General features: G+C 68.6%; 18 protein-coding genes and 1 tRNA gene. 12 read left to right on the top strand and 7 right to left on the bottom strand.

Going from position 1 to position 17,604, the window contains the following annotated elements; all coding sequences use genetic code 11:
- Positions 1 to 8: 8 nt before the first annotated feature.
- The gene (locus QM728_RS00520) at positions 9 to 722 is read left to right on the top strand and encodes an aspartate/glutamate racemase family protein (protein ID WP_415030101.1); all 714 of its coding nucleotides are present in this window, start codon (positions 9 to 11) and stop codon (positions 720 to 722) included.
- Between the two features lie 30 nt (positions 723 to 752).
- Here QM728_RS00520 and QM728_RS00515 read toward each other — a convergent pair whose 3' ends face one another.
- From QM728_RS00515 to QM728_RS00500, 4 genes are all read right to left on the bottom strand, one after another.
- The gene (locus QM728_RS00515; protein ID WP_415030100.1) at positions 753 to 1,826 is read right to left on the bottom strand and encodes an aldo/keto reductase; all 1,074 of its coding nucleotides are present in this window, start codon (positions 1,824 to 1,826) and stop codon (positions 753 to 755) included.
- A gap of 60 nt (positions 1,827 to 1,886) precedes the next feature.
- Positions 1,887 to 1,971, bottom strand: a tRNA-Ser gene (locus QM728_RS00510).
- 32 nt (positions 1,972 to 2,003) lie between these two features.
- Positions 2,004 to 2,579, bottom strand: a complete 576-nt coding sequence (locus QM728_RS00505) for a hypothetical protein (protein WP_415030099.1) — start codon at positions 2,577 to 2,579, stop codon at positions 2,004 to 2,006.
- Positions 2,580 to 2,657: 78 nt separating this feature from the next.
- Entirely contained in the window at positions 2,658 to 4,139 is a 1,482-nt protein-coding gene (locus tag QM728_RS00500) for a DUF222 domain-containing protein (protein WP_415030098.1), read from the bottom strand.
- Between the two features lie 155 nt (positions 4,140 to 4,294).
- Here QM728_RS00500 and QM728_RS00495 point away from each other — a divergent pair, with 155 nt between their 5' ends.
- Both QM728_RS00495 and QM728_RS00490 read left to right on the top strand, forming a co-directional pair.
- Complete coding sequence (locus QM728_RS00495) at positions 4,295 to 5,266, top strand: NAD(P)H-quinone oxidoreductase (protein WP_415030097.1); 972 nt, start codon at positions 4,295 to 4,297, stop codon at positions 5,264 to 5,266.
- Entirely contained in the window at positions 5,259 to 5,957 is a 699-nt protein-coding gene (locus QM728_RS00490; RefSeq protein WP_415030096.1) for a DsbA family protein, read from the top strand. The genes QM728_RS00495 and QM728_RS00490 overlap by 8 nt, the downstream gene beginning before the upstream one ends.
- A gap of 3 nt (positions 5,958 to 5,960) precedes the next feature.
- On the opposite strand, the gene QM728_RS00485 is transcribed toward QM728_RS00490, so the two are convergent.
- Both QM728_RS00485 and QM728_RS00480 read right to left on the bottom strand, forming a co-directional pair.
- Positions 5,961 to 6,434 carry a MarR family winged helix-turn-helix transcriptional regulator gene (locus tag QM728_RS00485; RefSeq protein ID WP_415030095.1) on the bottom strand — a complete coding sequence of 158 codons (474 nt, stop codon included), beginning with the start codon at positions 6,432 to 6,434 and terminating at the stop codon, positions 5,961 to 5,963.
- Positions 6,435 to 6,528: 94 nt separating this feature from the next.
- Positions 6,529 to 7,725, bottom strand: coding sequence for an aminotransferase class V-fold PLP-dependent enzyme (locus QM728_RS00480; RefSeq protein WP_415030094.1), 1,197 nt, complete (start codon positions 7,723 to 7,725; stop codon positions 6,529 to 6,531).
- Between the two features lie 57 nt (positions 7,726 to 7,782).
- Between QM728_RS00480 and QM728_RS00475 the strand changes: the two genes are divergently transcribed.
- The 6 genes from QM728_RS00475 to QM728_RS00450 all read left to right on the top strand — a co-directional run bounded on the left by QM728_RS00475 (position 7,783) and on the right by QM728_RS00450 (position 12,666).
- Entirely contained in the window at positions 7,783 to 8,304 is a 522-nt protein-coding gene (locus tag QM728_RS00475; RefSeq protein ID WP_415030093.1) for a bacterial proteasome activator family protein, read from the top strand.
- Positions 8,305 to 8,325: 21 nt separating this feature from the next.
- A complete protein-coding gene (locus tag QM728_RS00470) occupies positions 8,326 to 9,183 on the top strand; it encodes an ABC transporter permease (protein WP_415030092.1) in 858 nt (285 codons plus the stop codon).
- A gap of 8 nt (positions 9,184 to 9,191) precedes the next feature.
- Complete coding sequence (locus QM728_RS00465; protein WP_415030091.1) at positions 9,192 to 10,043, top strand: ABC transporter ATP-binding protein; 852 nt, start codon at positions 9,192 to 9,194, stop codon at positions 10,041 to 10,043.
- The gene (locus QM728_RS00460) at positions 10,040 to 10,957 is read left to right on the top strand and encodes a glycosyltransferase (RefSeq protein WP_415030090.1); all 918 of its coding nucleotides are present in this window, start codon (positions 10,040 to 10,042) and stop codon (positions 10,955 to 10,957) included. The genes QM728_RS00465 and QM728_RS00460 overlap by 4 nt, the downstream gene beginning before the upstream one ends.
- 78 nt (positions 10,958 to 11,035) lie before the next feature.
- The gene (locus QM728_RS00455) at positions 11,036 to 11,914 is read left to right on the top strand and encodes a TIGR03619 family F420-dependent LLM class oxidoreductase (protein WP_415030089.1); all 879 of its coding nucleotides are present in this window, start codon (positions 11,036 to 11,038) and stop codon (positions 11,912 to 11,914) included.
- Positions 11,911 to 12,666 (top strand): glucose 1-dehydrogenase, encoded by a 756-nt coding sequence (locus QM728_RS00450; protein WP_415030088.1) that lies wholly within the window; start codon positions 11,911 to 11,913, stop codon positions 12,664 to 12,666. Before QM728_RS00455 ends, QM728_RS00450 begins: the two co-directional genes overlap by 4 nt.
- 10 nt (positions 12,667 to 12,676) lie before the next feature.
- On the opposite strand, the gene QM728_RS00445 is transcribed toward QM728_RS00450, so the two are convergent.
- Positions 12,677 to 13,183: a GtrA family protein gene (locus tag QM728_RS00445; RefSeq protein WP_415032809.1), complete on the bottom strand. Its 507-nt coding sequence runs from the start codon at positions 13,181 to 13,183 to the stop codon at positions 12,677 to 12,679.
- 88 nt (positions 13,184 to 13,271) lie between these two features.
- Here QM728_RS00445 and QM728_RS00440 point away from each other — a divergent pair, with 88 nt between their 5' ends.
- The 3 genes from QM728_RS00440 to QM728_RS00430 are packed head-to-tail and all read left to right on the top strand — an operon-like array spanning position 13,272 to position 17,472.
- Positions 13,272 to 14,693, top strand: a complete 1,422-nt coding sequence (locus tag QM728_RS00440; protein WP_415030087.1) for an FAD-binding protein — start codon at positions 13,272 to 13,274, stop codon at positions 14,691 to 14,693.
- A gap of 21 nt (positions 14,694 to 14,714) precedes the next feature.
- The gene (locus QM728_RS00435) at positions 14,715 to 15,476 is read left to right on the top strand and encodes a decaprenylphospho-beta-D-erythro-pentofuranosid-2-ulose 2-reductase (RefSeq protein ID WP_415030086.1); all 762 of its coding nucleotides are present in this window, start codon (positions 14,715 to 14,717) and stop codon (positions 15,474 to 15,476) included.
- Between the two features lie 34 nt (positions 15,477 to 15,510).
- Positions 15,511 to 17,472 carry an arabinofuranosyltransferase gene (locus tag QM728_RS00430; RefSeq protein WP_415030085.1) on the top strand — a complete coding sequence of 654 codons (1,962 nt, stop codon included), beginning with the start codon at positions 15,511 to 15,513 and terminating at the stop codon, positions 17,470 to 17,472.
- Positions 17,473 to 17,604: the final 132 nt, after the last annotated feature.

The following is a 17,604-nucleotide window of genomic DNA, read 5'->3' as shown; positions in this document are numbered from 1 at the left end:
GTGTAGCCATGACCACTAAGCGCAAGAAGATCACCGTCATCAATGCGGACGACAACGAGTCGATCCGGGCCCGGATCGAGTACACGATCAAACCGTTGATGTTCGCCGAAGCACCGGAGATCGAGGTGGTCACCCTGCCGGGCGGCCCCAAGTTGATGGAGACGCAGGAGAACATCGACAGCGTCAAGGCGCCGATCACCAAGTACATCGGCACCCGGCCCGACACCGACGTCTTCGTGGTCGCCTGTTTCGCCGACCCGGGTCTCGCCGAGGCGCGCAAGGCCGCCAAGGGCCGCAAGGTCTTCGGCGTCAACCAGTCCGGCATCAACACCGCCCTGGCGCTCGGCGACAAGGTCGGCGTCATCTCGATTTCGGATGCCGCCGTCAAGCGCCACCTCAAGTACTACAAGTCGCTCGGCATCATCGACCGCATCGCCGGCGAGCGCCCGATGAACATCGACCTCGGTGACGCCGCGAACGCGACGGACCCGACGGTCGCCCTCGACCCGAAGGTCGTCGCCGACCGCATGATCGAGGTCGCCAAGGAGCTGATCGCCGACGGCGCCGACGTGATCGTGCTCGGCGAGGCCGGCATGTCCCCGGCCCGCGACCTCCTGCAGGGGGCCATCGGCATCCCGGTCGTCGACCCCACGGCTGCCGCCGTCGGCATGGCGATCGTCGCCGCCATGGAGTTCCCGATGCCGGACTTCCACAAGTCCTAGGTCAACAGCGCTTCACGTCAACCCCTCGGGCTATCGGTCCGAGGGGTTGACTATTTCCGGGAGCCACGCGTCGCCGTCGATGTCGACCAGCGTCGGATGCCGGTCGGCCGCGTAGCGGGCATAGTGCCAATTCGGGTAGAGCGGCAACAGTTTGCTCGCCGCGGCGAGGCGGTCCACCTGCTCCGGCGTCAGCGCCCAGGTGGCCGCGTCGATGTTCTGCAGCAGTTGCTCCTCGGTGCGCGCACCGATGATCACGCTCGACACCGTCGGCCGCTGCAGCAGCCAGTTGATCGCGACCTGTGGGACCGTCTTCCCGGTCTCCTCGGCCACGTCCTCCAACGCATCGCCGATCGCGTAGAGGTCGTCCTCCGCGAACGGCGGGGCATCCTTCAACATCCAGTTCAACCGGCTGTTCTCGGGCCATGGAACGCCGCGCTTGATGCGTCCGGTGAGCAGTCCCCAGGCGAGCGGGCTCCAGACAATCGCGCCCAAGCCCTGGTCGGCGCCCAGCGGCATCAGGTCGAGCTCATAGTCGCGGCAGAGCAGGGAGTAGTGGATCTGCTGGGCGACGTAGCGCGAGTACCCGTACTTCTCGGCCAGCGCCTGCGCCTTCATCACGTGCCACGCGGACTGGTTCGACACCCCGAGATAGCGGATCTTGCCGGCCCGGACGAAGTCGTCGAGCGTCGACAGCGTTTCCTCCACCGGCGTCAGGCCGTCGAAGATGTGGACGTGGAACAGGTCGATGTAGTCGGTGCCGAGCCGGCGCAGCGACTGATCGATGGACTTGGTCAGGTTCAGCCGCGACAGCCCCACCTGATTCGGGCCCGGGCCCGACGGCATGCCCGCCTTGGTCGAGATGAGGACCTCGTCGCGACGGCCCTTGATCGCCTTGCCGAGGATCTCCTCGGAATGGCCGAGGCCGTAGGTGGTGGCGGTGTCGAACATGGTGACGCCGTGGTCGAGGCAGATGCCGACCATCCGCCGGGCCTCGTCCTGATCCAGCGTCGGCGGACCGTCGTCCAAGTGCGGCGCGAAGAAGCCCGTGCCGTAGCTGAGGACCGGGACGAACAGACCCGATGCGCCGAGTTGACGGGTTTCCATGTGCGCGGCTCCCTGCTCAGAGAGCGGTTTCCGGCCTTCGCCGGAAACCGCTCCAACCTGCGGAAGCGGAGGGATTTGAACCCCCGGTCGCTCTCACGACGCTCGCTTTCAAGGCGAGTGCATTCGGCCGCTCTGCCACGCTTCCTTCGAGAATCAGGCTAGCCGACGGTCAACCGATTATTGAGCCGCGAACTTGCCGATGACCTCGGCGACGGAATCGCGGTCCGGTTCGGCGACGTCCCGCGGATCCTTCGGGTCGGTGTAGACGATGCTCGGGCAACGGTCGGCGGTGCCCGTGACGGTGCCGAGATCCTGGATCTTCTTACCCGATTTCGCCTCGAACACGGCCACGTCGTACTCGGCGGAGTACAGCGCGAGGTCGAGCTTCTTGCCCTGCATCTCGATCGGGCACGTCTTCTCCTTCTTCTCCGACCCCTTCTTGAGCGTTAGGCAGGCAACGGCGTTGGCCTGGCTGTAGTCGTTGTAGTTGACGGCACCGGGGGTGCTGCTCGACACGTGGACCGGCGACCACCGATCCTTCGTCGCGCTCTCGGCCTTGCGGAAGGTGATCACCTTGTACGGCTTCTCGCCGGCAGCCGCGTTCGAGATGGCGGCTCCGCTGCAGACGTCGCCGTAATCGTTCGCGCCGGTGGCCTCCTTGGTCTCCTTCTTCGCGCCACAACCGGCCAGCGGCAGGATGACGACGGCAGCCGCAGCCGCGAGGGTGACAAAACGCTTCGTAGGGGAGTTCACGGTTCTCCTAGTGAATTCGGGAATCGGTCGAGCCGACGCTAACAGTCGTCGCCCGCCGCGTCCCCCAACCACCCGACGTCAACCTCCCGCATCCAGCCGGGACTCGAGTGCATCGCTGGTGGGTTCGCTGCCGCGTTGACATCTCAACGGGTCGTGGACTGGATTGGTCCGGTACGGCTCTGTGCTGCCGGCCAGGCGCCATCCGGTGCGGCCGGTGTCGGGTCCGCGGGTCAGGGGCATGGTTTCCCATTGGCCCGGGTGGGTGCCGACGTTGCGGTTGTCGATGCCGCAGGCCAGGGTGAGGTCGCCGATGTTGGTGTTGCCGCCATCAGCCCAGTCTCTGGTGGCGTGGTGGGCCTGGGTGCGGGAGAACGGGGCGGTGCACAGCGGCCGGGTGCAGCCGCGGTCGCGGCCGAGCAGGGCCAGCCGCTGGTTCTTGGAGGCGATGCGCGCCCCGCGGAACAGGTCGAGCACCTGTCGGGTGCCGCGGGCGAATACTTCCAGCCAGGGTGTGGCGTCGGCGGCAATCTTGACCAGGTCGCAGACCGGCACCATCGTTCCGGTCGCGGTCACCGCGACCCCGCCGCGGCGGGCCAGGTCGGCTTCGTCGACGGTGATGACCAATTCGGCCGGCAACCGGGCCGGTGGCCCCAACGCCCCGTGGCCCAGGATCCAATCCAGGCCCCGCTCAAGCGCGTCGTGGTTGCGCTGAGCGGTGGAGCGGCCATCACGGATCGCCGCGTCGGCCAAGGCTTGCCGGTCCTGCACGGTCAGGTCGGCCGCCGAACCCGACAGCGAGTCCTCGTCGTCGGGGTTGTTCATCCCGGGGCGGGCCCAGTTGTCCAGGAGGACTTCGAGCTTGGCGCGCAACTGCGGGCCGATACAGCCGGAGATGTGTGACATCAGGCGCGCATCCTGGCGGCCGATGGTGATGCCGCGGCGTCGGCGCCGGTCCCGATCATCGGTCAACGTGCCGTCCGGGTCCAGGTGCGCCAAGATCCGCTGGCCCAGGCCGCGCAACACTTCCGGCGCCACCCCGGCAGCCGCCTCGGCCAGGACATCGACCGCCTGGGCAGCCTCGGTCGGGGCAACATCGCAGGGCAGCTTGTGCATGATCTGCTCGATCTCCCGCACGTGATGACCGGAGACCTCGCCGGCGGCCACCAATTCGGCCACCGGCTGCCGCTTGGGCGCCAACCGCTCGCCCAGGATCGAGGTCAACCGGCCGATGGCCTCGGCCACCTCGCCGCGCTGCTTGGCCGCGGTATCACCCAACCGCAGGTACTGGGAGTAGAACGTCTTGGCCCGCCGGTGCCCGACCCGCTTGAACACCTCACGGTCACTGACCTCGACATACACCGCCGCGTTGACGCCATCGGCTCGCCGCCACGCCCGCTCCACCGTCTCAACCGTCGCCAAAACCTCGTCATCGGTGCAGCGCGCCAACGGCGCCGCAGCCAACTTGACCACCGCGGCATCGATCAACTCGGCCAACTCCATCGGCGAATCCGGCAAACCATCAGCCAACACGTTGTGCTCAATCGTCGCCGCTGTGGTCATCGGATTCACCCCCTGCGAACTGGCGCTACGTCACTTTCTTCGAACTTATGTTCATACTACCCGGCTACAGTGACATGCGCCACTATTTTCCTGTGAGCCAGCTGTGAACATGTCCTCGCGAGCTTTCCCCGACCACTTGTGCCAGCATCGAGACCATGCGCGCGATTGCCTGCCACGACGGCGAGATGACCATCGCCGACGTCCCCACGCCGACCGTCGCCGACAACGAGGTCCTCATCCGCGTCGCCGCCGCGGGCGTCAACCGAGCCGACCTCCTGCAGCGCCGCGGCCTCTATCCGCCGCCGCCCGGTGCCAGCGACATCATCGGACTCGAGGTCTCCGGCACCGTCGTCGACGTCGGCGGCCACATCACCGAATTCCGGACCGGCGACCAGGTCTGCGCCCTCCTGTCCGGCGGCGGCTATGCCGAGTTCGTGGCCGTCCCCGCGTCGCAGGTCATCCCGCTGCCCACCGGGGTCTCACTGCACGACGCCGCCGCCCTACCCGAGGTCGCCTGCACGGTCGTCTCCAACCTGCTGCTCACCGCGCACCTGCAGCCGGGCGAGACCCTCCTCATCCACGGCGGCAGCAGCGGCATCGGCACGCACGCCATCCAGCTCGCCAAGCACCTCGGCGCCCGCGTCGCCGTCACCGCGCGCACCCCCGAGAAGTTGGCCGCGTGCCGCGACCTCGGCGCCGACATCACCATCAACTACGCCGACGAGGACTTCGTCGAGGTGATCAAGGAGGCCGGCGGCGCCGACGTCATCCTCGACATCATCGGGGCGAAGTACCTGCAGCAGAACGTCGCCGCCCTGAGCACCGGCGGACGCCTCGTCATCATCGGCATGCAGGGCGGCATCACGGGGGAGCTGAACATCGCCCAACTGCTCGCCAAGCGCGCGGCGGTCATCGGCACCACGCTGCGCGCCCGCCCCACCTATGGGCCGGGCAGCAAGGCCGAGGTCGTCGCGGCCACCCTGGAGACCACGCTGCCCCTGCTCTCCAACGGGACGATCAAGCCCGTCGTCGACTCCCGTTTCCCGCTCGCCGACGCCGCCGCCGCCCACGCGCGCCTCGACAGCGGCGACGCCATCGGCAAGGTCTTGTTGATCGTCGATGAGTAAGCGCATCTGGCTGGTCCTCGCCGCCATCGCCGCCCTGGTGATCGGGCTGTCGATCGTCGACGGCCGCACCCGCCACGAATCACCGACGCCGCCGACCGCCTCACCCGCCGGAAAGACCGGAAACACCGGTAAGACCGGGCCGCTCAGCGGCCTCGCCCGCCGCACCCCCGACGATCCGCGCGCGCTCGGCCGTGTCGACGCCCCGGTCGTCATGGTCGTGTTCTCCGACTTCCGCTGCCCGTTCTGCGGCGTCTACGAACGCACCATTCAGCCACGGCTGATCCGCAAGTACGTCACTCCGGGCAAGCTCCGCATCGAATGGCGCGACGACCCCACCTTCGGAAAGCAGTCCGACTTGGCCGCGCGCGCCGGCTGGTCCGCGGCGGCACAGGGTCGGTTCTGGGAATTCGTCAGCGCCGTCTACCGGGACGCGCCCGAAACCGGCCACGCGGACCTGACCATCGACGTCCTCGTCGCCCGCGCCAAAGCGGCCGGGGTCAAAGACCTGAAGAAGTTTCGCGCCGACACCACCGGTGACACCTACGCCCACCAGGTGACCGGCGACGCCGAGCCGGTCCGCCGCTACGGCATCACCGGCACCCCGGCATTCGTCATCAACGGCGAGCCGATAATCGGGGTGCAGCCGATGGACGTCTTCGAGAGTCTGATCAACGACGCCGGCGGGCGCTGAGGATCAGGCGAGCTTGCCGTAGATCTCGCCGAGCGCGCGGAAGTCGTCCTCGCCGAGCACATCGATGACGTGTTGGCGGACCATCGCGTCGCGGCACGCGACGAGCTCACGCAGGTGCTCACGGCCGGCCGCGGTCGGGCGGACCCAGCGGTGGCGGGCGTCGTCGCCCTCGACGTCGTCGACGCGCTCGACCAGACCCTGGTCGATGAGTCGGCTGATCTGGCGCGAGATGGTGCTCATCTGGATGTGCGTGGCGGCGGCGACGTCCGAGATGCGCATCCGCGGCTCACGACCGAGCGTCTCCAGCACCCGCAGATCCGGCGACGACGAGAAGCCGGCGTCGGACAGTCCCTGGTTGACCTGCTCCAGCAGCTTCCAGCCGCCGCTGGTCACCGACTCCCAGACCCGACGTTCCTCCGGCGTGAGCTGCCCCTCGACGCCTCGGTTGTCGTGCTCGGGATTGCCTACCGCAGTCATGTGCCTCATCTCGTCTCCGTTGACTACGCGACAGTCTACCGAGTTCCATCGGTGACACCGCCGCCGCCTAATCGGACAAAACGGACCAACGCCGCTAAGCGAGCGAACCGAGCGTGCGCACCAGGTGGTCGACCTCGTACGGCGTCGAGTACGGCCCGAGTCCGACGGTCACCACGCCGCCCTCGTCGTCGACGCCGAGTTGCTCGAGCGCCGGGCTCGGCACGTTGGCGAGCGCCCGGATGCCGTTCTCGGCCAGCCGCCGCACGACCTGCTCGGCCGGCACGCCGTCGACCATGAAGCTGGTGATCGGGACGCGCTGCTCCGAGATTCCGTACACCTGCACCGACGACAGGCTCTGCAGCGAATTGATCAGATAGACGTCGAGGCGCTGGACGTACTCGAACAACCCGTCCATCGAGATGGACAGTCGCCGATGCCGTTTGCCGAGAGCGTCCTCGTCGAGGTCGGCGAGGTGCTCAATCGACGCAACGAGGCCCGCGAGCAGCCCGCCCGCCGGAACGTCGAGCTCCAGCCGGGCCGGTCCGGCGGCCGCGGGGTCGAGGGCGATCGGCTCGAAGTCGTCGATGCGACCCGGGTCGGCGAACACCATCGCCGCCATGCGCGGACCGCCCCACCGGTGCGCCGACAGCAGCACGACGTCGGCGCCCAAGTCGTCCAAGTCCAACGGGAGGTAGGGCGCGGCCGCGGTGGCGTCGACGACGAGCAGTGCGCCCGCCTGCTTCGCCGCCTCGGCGATCTCGGTGACATCGGTGATGGCCCCCGTCGTCGACGAGGCCAGCGGCACCGCGACCACCTTCGTCGCGTCCCCGATGACGTCGAGATACTGCTGCGTCGGCACCATCGCGGTCTCGATGTCGACCTCGGCCCACCGGATCCGCGCACCCGCGGCCCCGGCGCGACGCTCCCACGGCGCAATGTTCGCCGGATCGCTGTCCCGGGACACGACGACCTCGGTCCCCCACCACGACTGCGCGCCGAACGCGTCCACCAGGTCCGACAGCAGGTGCGCCACCGACGGCCCCAGAACGACACCCTCCGGCTCGCCGGACACCAGGTCGGCGATACCGCGCCGGGCCGAGGCGAGCGAGTCGGCCGCCGCCCGCGCACCCGGGTTGAAGGTGCCCGGGTCGGTGCCGAGCTCCCGGAATCCCGACGACGCGGCGGTCGCGACGGACGCCGGCACGAGCATCCCGGCCTGCGGGTCCAGGCGGATCCAACCGTCGCCCAGAACGGGGAACAACCCGCGCGCGTGGGCAACGTCGAAGGACATGCGGATCAGCGTATCCGGCAGCCCGGCCAGAACGCGTCACCTGGCACAATGGTCGCCATGAGTCACGGCTTCGGAATCCCCCTGCCCAACCCCGAGGACGAGGACGCGCCGCAGCAGATCATCGTCGTGGGCGGTGGCGGCGACGGCACCGGCGACGACGATTCGTCCGTCGCCGACCTCGTCGAACAGCCGGCGAAGGTCATGCGCATCGGCACGATGATCAAGCAGCTCCTCGAAGAGGTGAAGGCCGCGCCGCTCGACGACGCCTCCCGCAACCGGCTGCGCGACATCCACGCCTCGTCGATCCGCGAGCTCGAGGACGGCCTCGCCCCCGAGTTGCGCGAGGAACTGCACCGACTGGCGCTCCCGTTCTCCGACGACGCCACCCCGTCGGACGCCGAACTGCGCATCGCCCAGGCCCAGCTCGTCGGCTGGCTCGAAGGCCTCTTCCACGGCATCCAGACCGCGCTCTTCGCCCAGCAGATGGCCGCCCGCGCCCAGCTGGAACAGATGCGCCAGGGCGCGCTTCCCGGCCCCGGCGCACCCGGCGGGCCGCAGGGCCCGGGGCAGTACCTCTAGCCGCTTGTATGCTGGTGACCCGTGTCGGTAGCAGCGAATGAGCGGGTGATCCCTCCCGCGCCGGAGTCGTCGGATTCCCGAACGTTCCGACGCGCGGTCGCCGACCTCGTCGACGGCCTCTACAACTCCGAACTCTGGCTGCACCTGGGCTGGACCGACATCAAGCAGCGCTACAAGCGCTCGGTGCTCGGACCGCTGTGGATCACCATCGCCACCGGCGTCACGGCAATCGCGATGGGCATCCTCTACGGAACGCTCTTCGGCTTCACCATCAAGGAGTTCCTGCCCTACGTCATCCTCGGGCTGATCTTCTGGAACTTCATCCAGAACACCGTGCTCGACGGCTCGGTGGTCTTCTCCACCAACGAGGGCCTGATCAAACAGCTCCCGGCGCCGATCAGCGTGCACGTGTATCGCATCGTGTGGCGACAGTTGATCATCTTCGCGCACAACATCGTCATCTTCCTCGTCGTCGTCGCGGTGTTCCGGCCGCCGATCACGTGGGAGGCGCTGCTGTTCTTCCCGGCGATGGCCCTGTTCGTCCTCAATGCGATCTGGGTGACGATCGTCTTCGGCATCCTGTCGACCCGGTTCCGCGATATCTCGCAGCTGACGACGACGATCGTCCAGCTGGCCTTCTTCATGACCCCGATCATCTGGAAGCTCGGCCCGGAGATGGGCAACCGCGTGGGCAGCCGGGCCCGCCTCGTCGAGCTGAACCCGCTGTTCCACTACATCGAGATCACGCGCGGCCCGTTGCTCGGCGAGCACGTGGAGTTCTACCACTGGGCGGTGGTGATCGGCTGCACCGTCGTGGGCTGCGCCGCCGCGATGGTGATCATGCGCAACTTCCGCTCCCGCGTGGCGTACTGGGTTTAGGAGCGCACATGTCCGCAGAGAAGCGCGCCCACAGCGCCCGCAGCAAGAACCAGATCGTCTCGGCCGCCGACGTCCGCGTCGACACCTGGGACGCCTGCGTCGACTTCCCCATCTTCGACGCCAAGACCCGGTCGCTGAAGAAGTCGGTCATCGACCGCGCCGGCGGCGTCATCGGCGCCAACGACGCCGGGGTGCCGATGGTCGAGGCGCTGCGCAACATCAACCTGCACCTCGAGCACGGCGACCGCATCGGCCTCGTCGGCCACAACGGCGCGGGCAAGTCGACGCTGCTGCGCCTGCTGTCGGGGATCTACGAGCCCACCCGCGGCGCCTGCCGCGTGAAGGGCCGCGTCGCCCCGGTTTTCGACCTCGGCGTCGGCATGGACCCGGAGATCTCCGGCTTCGAGAACATCATCATCCGCGGCATGTTCCTGGGCATGTCCCGCAAGGAGATGCTCGCCAAGACCGACGACATCGCCGAGTTCACCGAGCTGGGGCCGCACCTGGAGATGCCGCTGCGCACCTACTCGACGGGTATGCGCGTGCGCCTGGCGCTCGGCGTGGTCACCAGCATCGATCCGGAGATCCTGATCCTCGACGAGGGCATCGGCGCGGTCGACGCCGACTTCATGCGCAAGGCGCGCGTCCGCCTGCAGGCGCTCGTCGAGCGCTCGGGCATCCTCGTGTTCGCCAGCCACTCCAACGAGTTCCTCGCCCAGCTCTGCGACCGCGCCCTGTGGATCGACAAGGGCGAGATCAAGATGGAGGGCGGCATCGAAGAGGTCGTCGGCGCCTACGAGGGCCCCGACGCCGCCGCCCAGGTGCGCGACGTGCTGGCCCGCATGGAGGACGAGAAGTGAGCCGGACGCCGGGAGCCACCGTAGTCGCGGTCGTGGTCACCCATCAGCGCGCGGAGCTGCTGAAAGCGTCGACGGCGGTCATCGCCGGCCAATCGCGCCCGGTGGACCACCTCGTCGTCGTCGACAACGCCGATGAGCGGGTCGTCGCCGACCACGTCGCGTCGCTGGCCATCCCCACCACCTACATCGGGTCCAAGCACAACCTCGGCGGGGCCGGCGGTTTCGCGCTCGGCATGCTGCAGGCCCTCGCGCTGGGCGCCGACTGGGTCTGGTGCGCCGACGACGACGGCCGCCCCGAGGGTCCCGATGTGCTGGCGACGCTGCTGGCCTGCGCCCAGCGGCACGGCCTCGGCGAGGTCTCCCCCGTCGTCGCCAACATCGACGACCCCGACGCGCTCGCCTTCCCGCTGCGCCGCGGCCTGGTGTGGCGCCGCAAGCGCTCCGAGCTGTTCGCCGACGGCGACGATCCGTCGGAGGACCTGCTGCCCGGCATCGCGTCGCTGATGAACGGCGCACTGTTCTCCGCCGACACCATCGATCGGGTCGGCGTGCCGGACCTGCGCCTGTTCGTCCGCGGCGACGAGGTCGAGATGCACCGCCGCCTGGTCCGCTCGGGCATCCCGTTCGGCACCTGTCTGACCGCGGCGTACCTGCACCCCGACGGCAGCGACGAGTTCCGCCCGATCCTCGGCGGCCGCATGCACACGCAGTACCCGGACAACGAGGCCAAGCGCTTCTTCACCTACCGCAATCGCGGCTACCTGATGGCCCAGCCGGGGATGCGCAAGCTGTTGCCGCAGGAGTACGCGCGCTTCGCCTGGTTCTTCCTCGTCCAGCAGCGCGACCCGGCGGGTTTCCGCGAGTGGCTCCGCCTGCGCAAGCTCGGCCGCACCGAGCACTTCGACAAGCCGTAGCCCGGGAACCAGCACCGCAAAACTAGAACATGTTCTAGTGTGAGGGAGACACGCTTTCCCCTCCCAAGGAGCACCCCCATGCGGTTCACATACGCCGAGGCGATGACCGACCCCAGCTACTACGCGCCCCTCGCCCAGGCCGCCGAGGCCGCCGGCTACGACGGCATGACGATTCCCGACTCGGTCGCCTACCCGGAGGAGTCCGACGCGAAGTACCCGTACACCCCGGACGGCAACCGCGAGTTCCTTGAAGGCAAGGACTTCATCGAGACCTTCATCCAGGCGGCGCACTGCGGCGCGGTCACGTCGACGATCCGCTTCACGCCGTTCGTGCTGAAGCTCCCGATCCGCCCGCCGGCCCTCGTCGCCAAGCAGGCCATGTCGGTGGCGGCCCTCACCAACAACCGTCTCGCCCTCGGCGTCGGCACCAGCCCGTGGCCGGAGGACTACGAGATCATGGGCGTCGACTTCGCCCGCCGCGGCAAGCGGATGGACGAGTGCATGGACATCATCAACGGGCTGTCGACCGGCGACTACTTCGAGTTCCACGGCGAGTTCTACGACATCCCCAAGATCAAGATGAGCCCCGCGCCCACCGAGCACATCCCGCTGCTCGTCGGCGGTCACGCCGACCTCGCCCTCAAGCGCGCGGTGCGCCGCGGCGACGGCTGGATGCACGGCGGCGGCCCCGCCGAGGAGCTCGACGACCTGCTCGACAAGATCGCCAAGATCCGCAAGGCCGAGGGCAAGGAGAACGACCCCTTCGAGATCCACGTCATCTCGATGGACGCCTACACCGTCGACGGCGTCAAGAAGCTTGAGGACAAGGGCATCACCGACGTCATCGTCGGCTTCCGCATGCCGTACATCATGGGCAAGGACGACGAGCCGCTGCAGAAGAAGATCGACCACCTGAACTGGTACGGCGAGAACGTCATCGCCAAGGTGAAGGGATGACCGGCCGCCTCGACGGCAAGGTCGCGCTGATCAGCGGCGGCTCCCGGGGGATCGGGGCGTCGCACGCACGACGGTTCGTCGCCGAGGGAGCCAAGGTCGTCGTCGGCGACATCCTCGTCGACCAGGGACGGGCGCTGGCCGACGAACTCGGCGACGACGCGCTGTTCGTCGAGCTCGACGTCACCGACCCGGCGTCGTGGCAGGGTGCCGTTGAGGCGACGACGAAGAAGTTCGGCGTGCCGACGGTCCTGGTGAACAACGCGGGCATCCAGAACGGCGGCCTGATCGGCTCCTTCGACCTCGACGAGTGGAACAAGATCGTCGCCATCAACCTGAACGGCACCTTCCTCGGCTGCCGCGCCGTCGCCGACCCGATGATCGCCAACGGCCGGGGCGGCTCGATCATCAACACGTCGTCGATCTCCGGCATCCTCGGCTCGACGGGCACCCACGGCTATTCGGCGACGAAGTTCGCCGTCCGCGGGCTGACCAAGTCGGTGGCCGTCGAGCTCGCCCCGCACAACATCCGCTGCAACTCGATCCACCCGGCGCAGGTGCGCACCGACATGACCGAGGGCATCCCGGAAGACTTCCTGCAGACCCCGCTCGGGCGCGCCGCCGACCCGGCGGAGATCACCAACGTCGTGCTGTTCCTGGCTTCGGACGAGAGTTCCTACTGCACGGCGAGCGAATTCCTCATCGACGGCGGCCTGACCTCGACCGTGCCGTACAACCTGCCGAGCAGTTCGTAACCCGCGTCGGTCACTTCATCTTGAAGATGACCGCGCGCTGCACGACGAAGTTGATGACCGTCGCGGTGCCCTGCGCGATGACGAACGACACCGCCGACGTCAGCCAGGTCTCCGTCGTCCACAGGTGTTCGAGCAGCGCGTAGAGCCCGACCTGCACGGCGAACGTCGTCAGGTAGAGCGCCATCACCGCGATGAACCGCGCGCGGCTGGGCTCGGCGCGGAAGGTCCAGCGCCGGTTGATGAGGTAGGCCGTCGTCGTGCCGAGGATGAAGCCGAGCGCCTTGGCGACCGCGGGATCCCAGCCGAGCCCCTTCTGCAGCAGCATGGTGAGCCCGAAGTCGAGGACCGCCGAACCCGCGCCGGTGATGATGAACCGGATGATCGCGGTCTTGAGGTCGACGTCGTCGGCCATCTCCTCCGGGCCGTCGAAGGGCAGCTCGACCGGCGCCGGGATATGCGGGTCGTGATCGGTCCCCTCGGGGAAGACGTCGTCGGGATTCACGGTGTCAGGCACCAGACCACCTTACGACCGCCACAAGTCGCTTCGGTCACAACCTCGCCGACCACAGATCCCTCTCAGGTCGACGCGGGTACCCTCTTCAGCGATGTCTACCAGTGAACTCCCCATCGAGACCCGACGCCTCGTCGGCTGGTCGCGCACCACGCCGATCACCGGCCACGTGCTGTCCACCCCCGACGTCGAGGTCATCGCCAAGGCCGTCGCGCAGGTCGCCGACGACGATGCCGACAAGCCGTCGTACCTGCGGCGCGGCGTCATCGCCCGCGGGCTCGGCCGCTCCTACAACGAGTCGGCGCAGAACACCGGCGGCCTGACCGTCGACATGACGCCGTTGAACAAGATCCACGACATCGACGGCGACACCGCGATCGTCGACGTCGACGCGGGCGTCAGCCTCGACCAGCTCATGCAGGCCGCACTCCCGGCCGGCCTCTGGGTGCCAGTACTGCCCGGCACGCGCCAGGTCACCGTCGGCGGCGCCATCGCCCACGACATCCACGGCAAGAACCACCACAGCCAGGGCAGCTTCGGCAACCACGTGCTGGAGATGGACCTGCTGACCGCCGACGGCAAGATTCGCAAGCTCACGCCGAAGGGTTCCGCCGGCGACAAGGACGGCTCGCTGTTCTGGGCGACCGTCGCGGGCATCGGCCTGACCGGCATCATCCTGCGCGCCAAGATCCAGATGAAGCGCACCGAGAGCGCCTACTTCATCGCCGACACCGCGCAGACCGCCAACCTGCAGGAGACCATCGACCTGCACCTGCAGGACGGTTTCGAGGACGGCTACGAGTACGCGTCGGGCTGGTTCGACACGATCTCCAAGCCGCCGAAGCTGGGCCGCGGCACCTTCTCGCGCGGCAACCTGGCCAAGGTCGACGAGCTGCCGGAGAAGTACGCGCAGAACCCGCTGCACTTCGACAGCAAGGCGCTGATCACCTTCCCCGACGTCTTCCCGCGCGGGCTGGCCAACAAGCTCAGCTTCTCCGCCGTCGGCGAGGCGTACTACCGGATGGGCCCGCCCAGCGAGGGCAAGGTCAAGAATTTGGCGCAGTTCTACCACATGCTCGACGTCTTCGGTGACTGGAACAACGCCTACGGCCGCGGCGGCGGCTTCGCCCAGTACCAGTTCATCGTGCCCACCGGGAACGAGCCGGAATTCATCCGGCTCATCGAGGACATCCAGGCCTCCGGCCACGTCAGCTTCCTCAACGTCATCAAGCTGTTCGGCGAGGGCAACAAGGCGCCGCTGAGCTTCCCGTTCCAGGGCTGGAACGTCTGTCTCGACTTCCCCGTCAAGCGCGGGCTGGCCGAGTTCCTCAACGAGCTCGACCGTCGCGTCATGGCGATGGGCGGGCGGCTCTACACCGCCAAGGACTCGCGCACGTCGGCGCAGAGCTTCCACGAGATGTACCCCCGGCTCGACGAGTGGCGCAAGACGCGTCGCAAGGTCGACCCCCATGGCGTCTTCATGTCCGACATGGGCCGTCGCCTCGAACTCGTCTAGCCACTCACCGAAGGAATCCCCATGATCAACGCCGTCGGCGCCCCCCAGTCCATCCTGGTCCTCGGAGGCAGCTCGGAGATCGGCCTCGCCATCGCCGGCGAGTACCTCAAGCTCGGCCCGGCCCGCGTCGTGCTGGCCTGCGTCCCCGGCGACGACGCCGCCGACGCGGCCGTCGCGCTGATGAAGGACTCCGGCGCCACCGACGTCAAGGTCATCGACTTCGACGCGCTCGCCACCGACAGCCACCCGGCCGTCATCGACGAGGCCTTCGCCGACGGCGACATCGACGTCGCGATCGTGGCCTTCGGCATCCAGGGCGACGACGAGCAGGCCTGGCAGGACCAGCGCCTGGCCGTCCTCGAGGCACAGATCAACTACACCGCCGCCGTGTCCGTCGGCGTGCTGCTGGGCGACAAGATGCGCGCCCAGGGCCACGGACAGATCATCGCGATGAGCTCGGTCGCCGGTGAGCGCGTTCGCCGCTCCAACTTCGTCTACGGCTCCACCAAGGCCGGTCTCGACGGCTTCTACCTCGGCCTCGGCGAGGCGCTCAAGGAGTTCGGCCCGCGCGTGCTGGTCATCCGCCCCGGCCAGGTCCGCACGCGACTGTCGGCGCACGTGAAGGAAGCACCGCTGACGGTCAACAAGGAAGACGTCGCACAGCTTGCCGTCGCCGCGGCCGGCAGCGGCAAGGAGATCGTCTGGGCGCCGGGTCCGTTCCGCTACATCATGATGGTGCTGCGGCACATCCCGCGCGCCATCTTCCGCAAGCTGCCGATCTGACCCGCCCCGCGGCGGATCGACTAGATTCACTCCCGTGAGCGCAGCGATCGGGAGCACCTCGTCCACCCCCACGACGGCCCTGCGGCTGGCCGCCGCCCTCGTCGGCGGCGCCGCGCTGTCGTGGCTCGGGTTGTTCGCGATCGGCACCGTCGACTGGCCCGCCTACAACGCGTCGAACGTGCTGCGCGCGCTGACGACGGTCGGCCAGGTGGGGGCCGTCGCCGTGCTCCTCGTCGCGGTGCTGCTCTACCGGCGCAATCCCGACGGCAACCGCCTGCTCCCCGACGCCCTTGCCGCGATCGGGATGTCGGGGCTGGTGACCGTCACCCTCGGCATGCCGCTGGCCGCGACCAAGCTGTACCTGTTCGGCCTGTCGGTGGACCAGCAGTTCCGCGTCGAGTACCTGACCCGCCTCACATCGTCGGCGAAGCCCGCCGACATGACCTACGACGGGCTGGCGCCGTTCTACCCGGGCGGCTGGTTCTGGCTCGGTGGGCGCTACGCGAACCTGACCGGCGCGCCCGGCTGGGAGGCGTACAAGCCGTGGGCGATCATCACGATCGCGGCCGCGGCCGCACTTGCCGTCGTGTTGTGGAACCGCATGATCGGCGCCGACCGCGGCATCGCCGTCTCACTCGCGGTGACCCTGGCCGTGCTCGCCTACGCCGCCCCCGAGCCCTATGCCGCGGTCCTGATCCTCCTGGGGGTCGCCCTGCTCCCGACGATCCTGGGTGCGCTGCGCGGACCCAAGGGCGTCCCCGTCGACGGGCTGTCGCTGTCGTCGACGCGCTGGCTCGCGGTCCTCGTGGCGGGCGCGTTCCTCGGCCTGTGCGCGACCTTCTACACGCTCTACGCCGGACTCTTCGCCCTCACGGCGGCACTGCTCGCGCTGTGGCTCGCCGGGACCGCCTGGGTGGCCGCCGCGAACAAGTCGGTCCCGAAGGCCGCCATTCGCAAGGTTCGCCGTCGCGCGCTCACCGTCTACGCGGGGCGACTGGCCGCCATGGCCGTCGTCGCCGGGGCGATCGCCCTGGTGCACTGGGGGCCGTACCTGGCCGCGCGCCTGCGGCACCAGCCCGCCAGCGGCGGCACCTACGAGCACTACCTGCCCGAGTCGGGCGCCGTCCTGCCCTTCCCGATGCTGAAGGTGTCCGCGTTCGCGCTGCTGACCCTCGTCGGCCTCGTCTGGGTGATCTGGCGCTTCCGTGAGCGGACCATCGCGCTGGCGCTCGGCACCGCGGTCGTCGCCGTCTACCTGCTCTGCCTGGCGTCGATGGCGCTGACCGCGACGGGCACGACGCTGCTGGCCTTCCGCCTGGAGCCGGTCCTCGTCGCGATCCTGGCGGCCGCGGGCGTCCTCGGTCTCGCCCAGGCGTCGTCGTGGGCGGTGGAGCGCTACGGCGACGTCCGCTTCCTCATCGGCGCCGTCGCGACCATCGCGGCGATCGCCGTCGCGCAGCACGTGCCGTCGATGCTGTCGGGCGACATCTCCATCGCCTACACCGACACCGACGGAAAGGGTGAGCGCGCCGACCTGCGCCCGGCCGGCGCCGCCGCGTACTACCCGCAGGTGCACAAGCTCATCGGCGAGCAGACCGGCAAGGCCGACGCCGACCTGGTCGTCCTCACCGCCGACTTCGACTTCCTCTCGATCTACCCGTACTGGGGCTTCCAGGGCCTGACGTCGCACTACGCGAACCCGCTCGCCGAGTTCGACAAGCGCGCTGCCGCCATCGAGCGGTGGTCGAAGGCGACGAGCACCGACGAGATGATCAAGAACCTCGACGCCTCGCCGTGGCGCGCACCCGACGCCTTCCTGTTCCGGCACAGCGCCGACGGCTACGCGCTCAAGCTCGCGCGCGACGTCTACCCGAACGATCCGAACGTGAAGCGCTACACGGTCACCTTCGACCAGGCCGCCTTCGCCGGTCCGGAGTTCACGGTCACCGAGATCGGCCCGTTCGTCCTCGTCGTGCGCAACCGGCCCACGCGGTAGCGGTCTCGATACACCGGGGTCTCGATACAACCGCTCCTCCGTCGCGGTCACTCGACCCAGGTCGCTAGCGGCTCGTCGGCACTCGACCACCGGTGGTCGAGTGAATCCCGAGCTCGCGAGGGATTTGTATCG

The sequence above is a fragment of the Gordonia sp. (in: high G+C Gram-positive bacteria) genome (assembly GCF_047602025.1).
Lineage (GTDB): Bacteria > Actinomycetota > Actinomycetes > Mycobacteriales > Mycobacteriaceae > Gordonia.
Note: the sequence above shows the minus strand (reverse complement) of the source record. Positions and strands in the feature narration are given on the sequence as shown.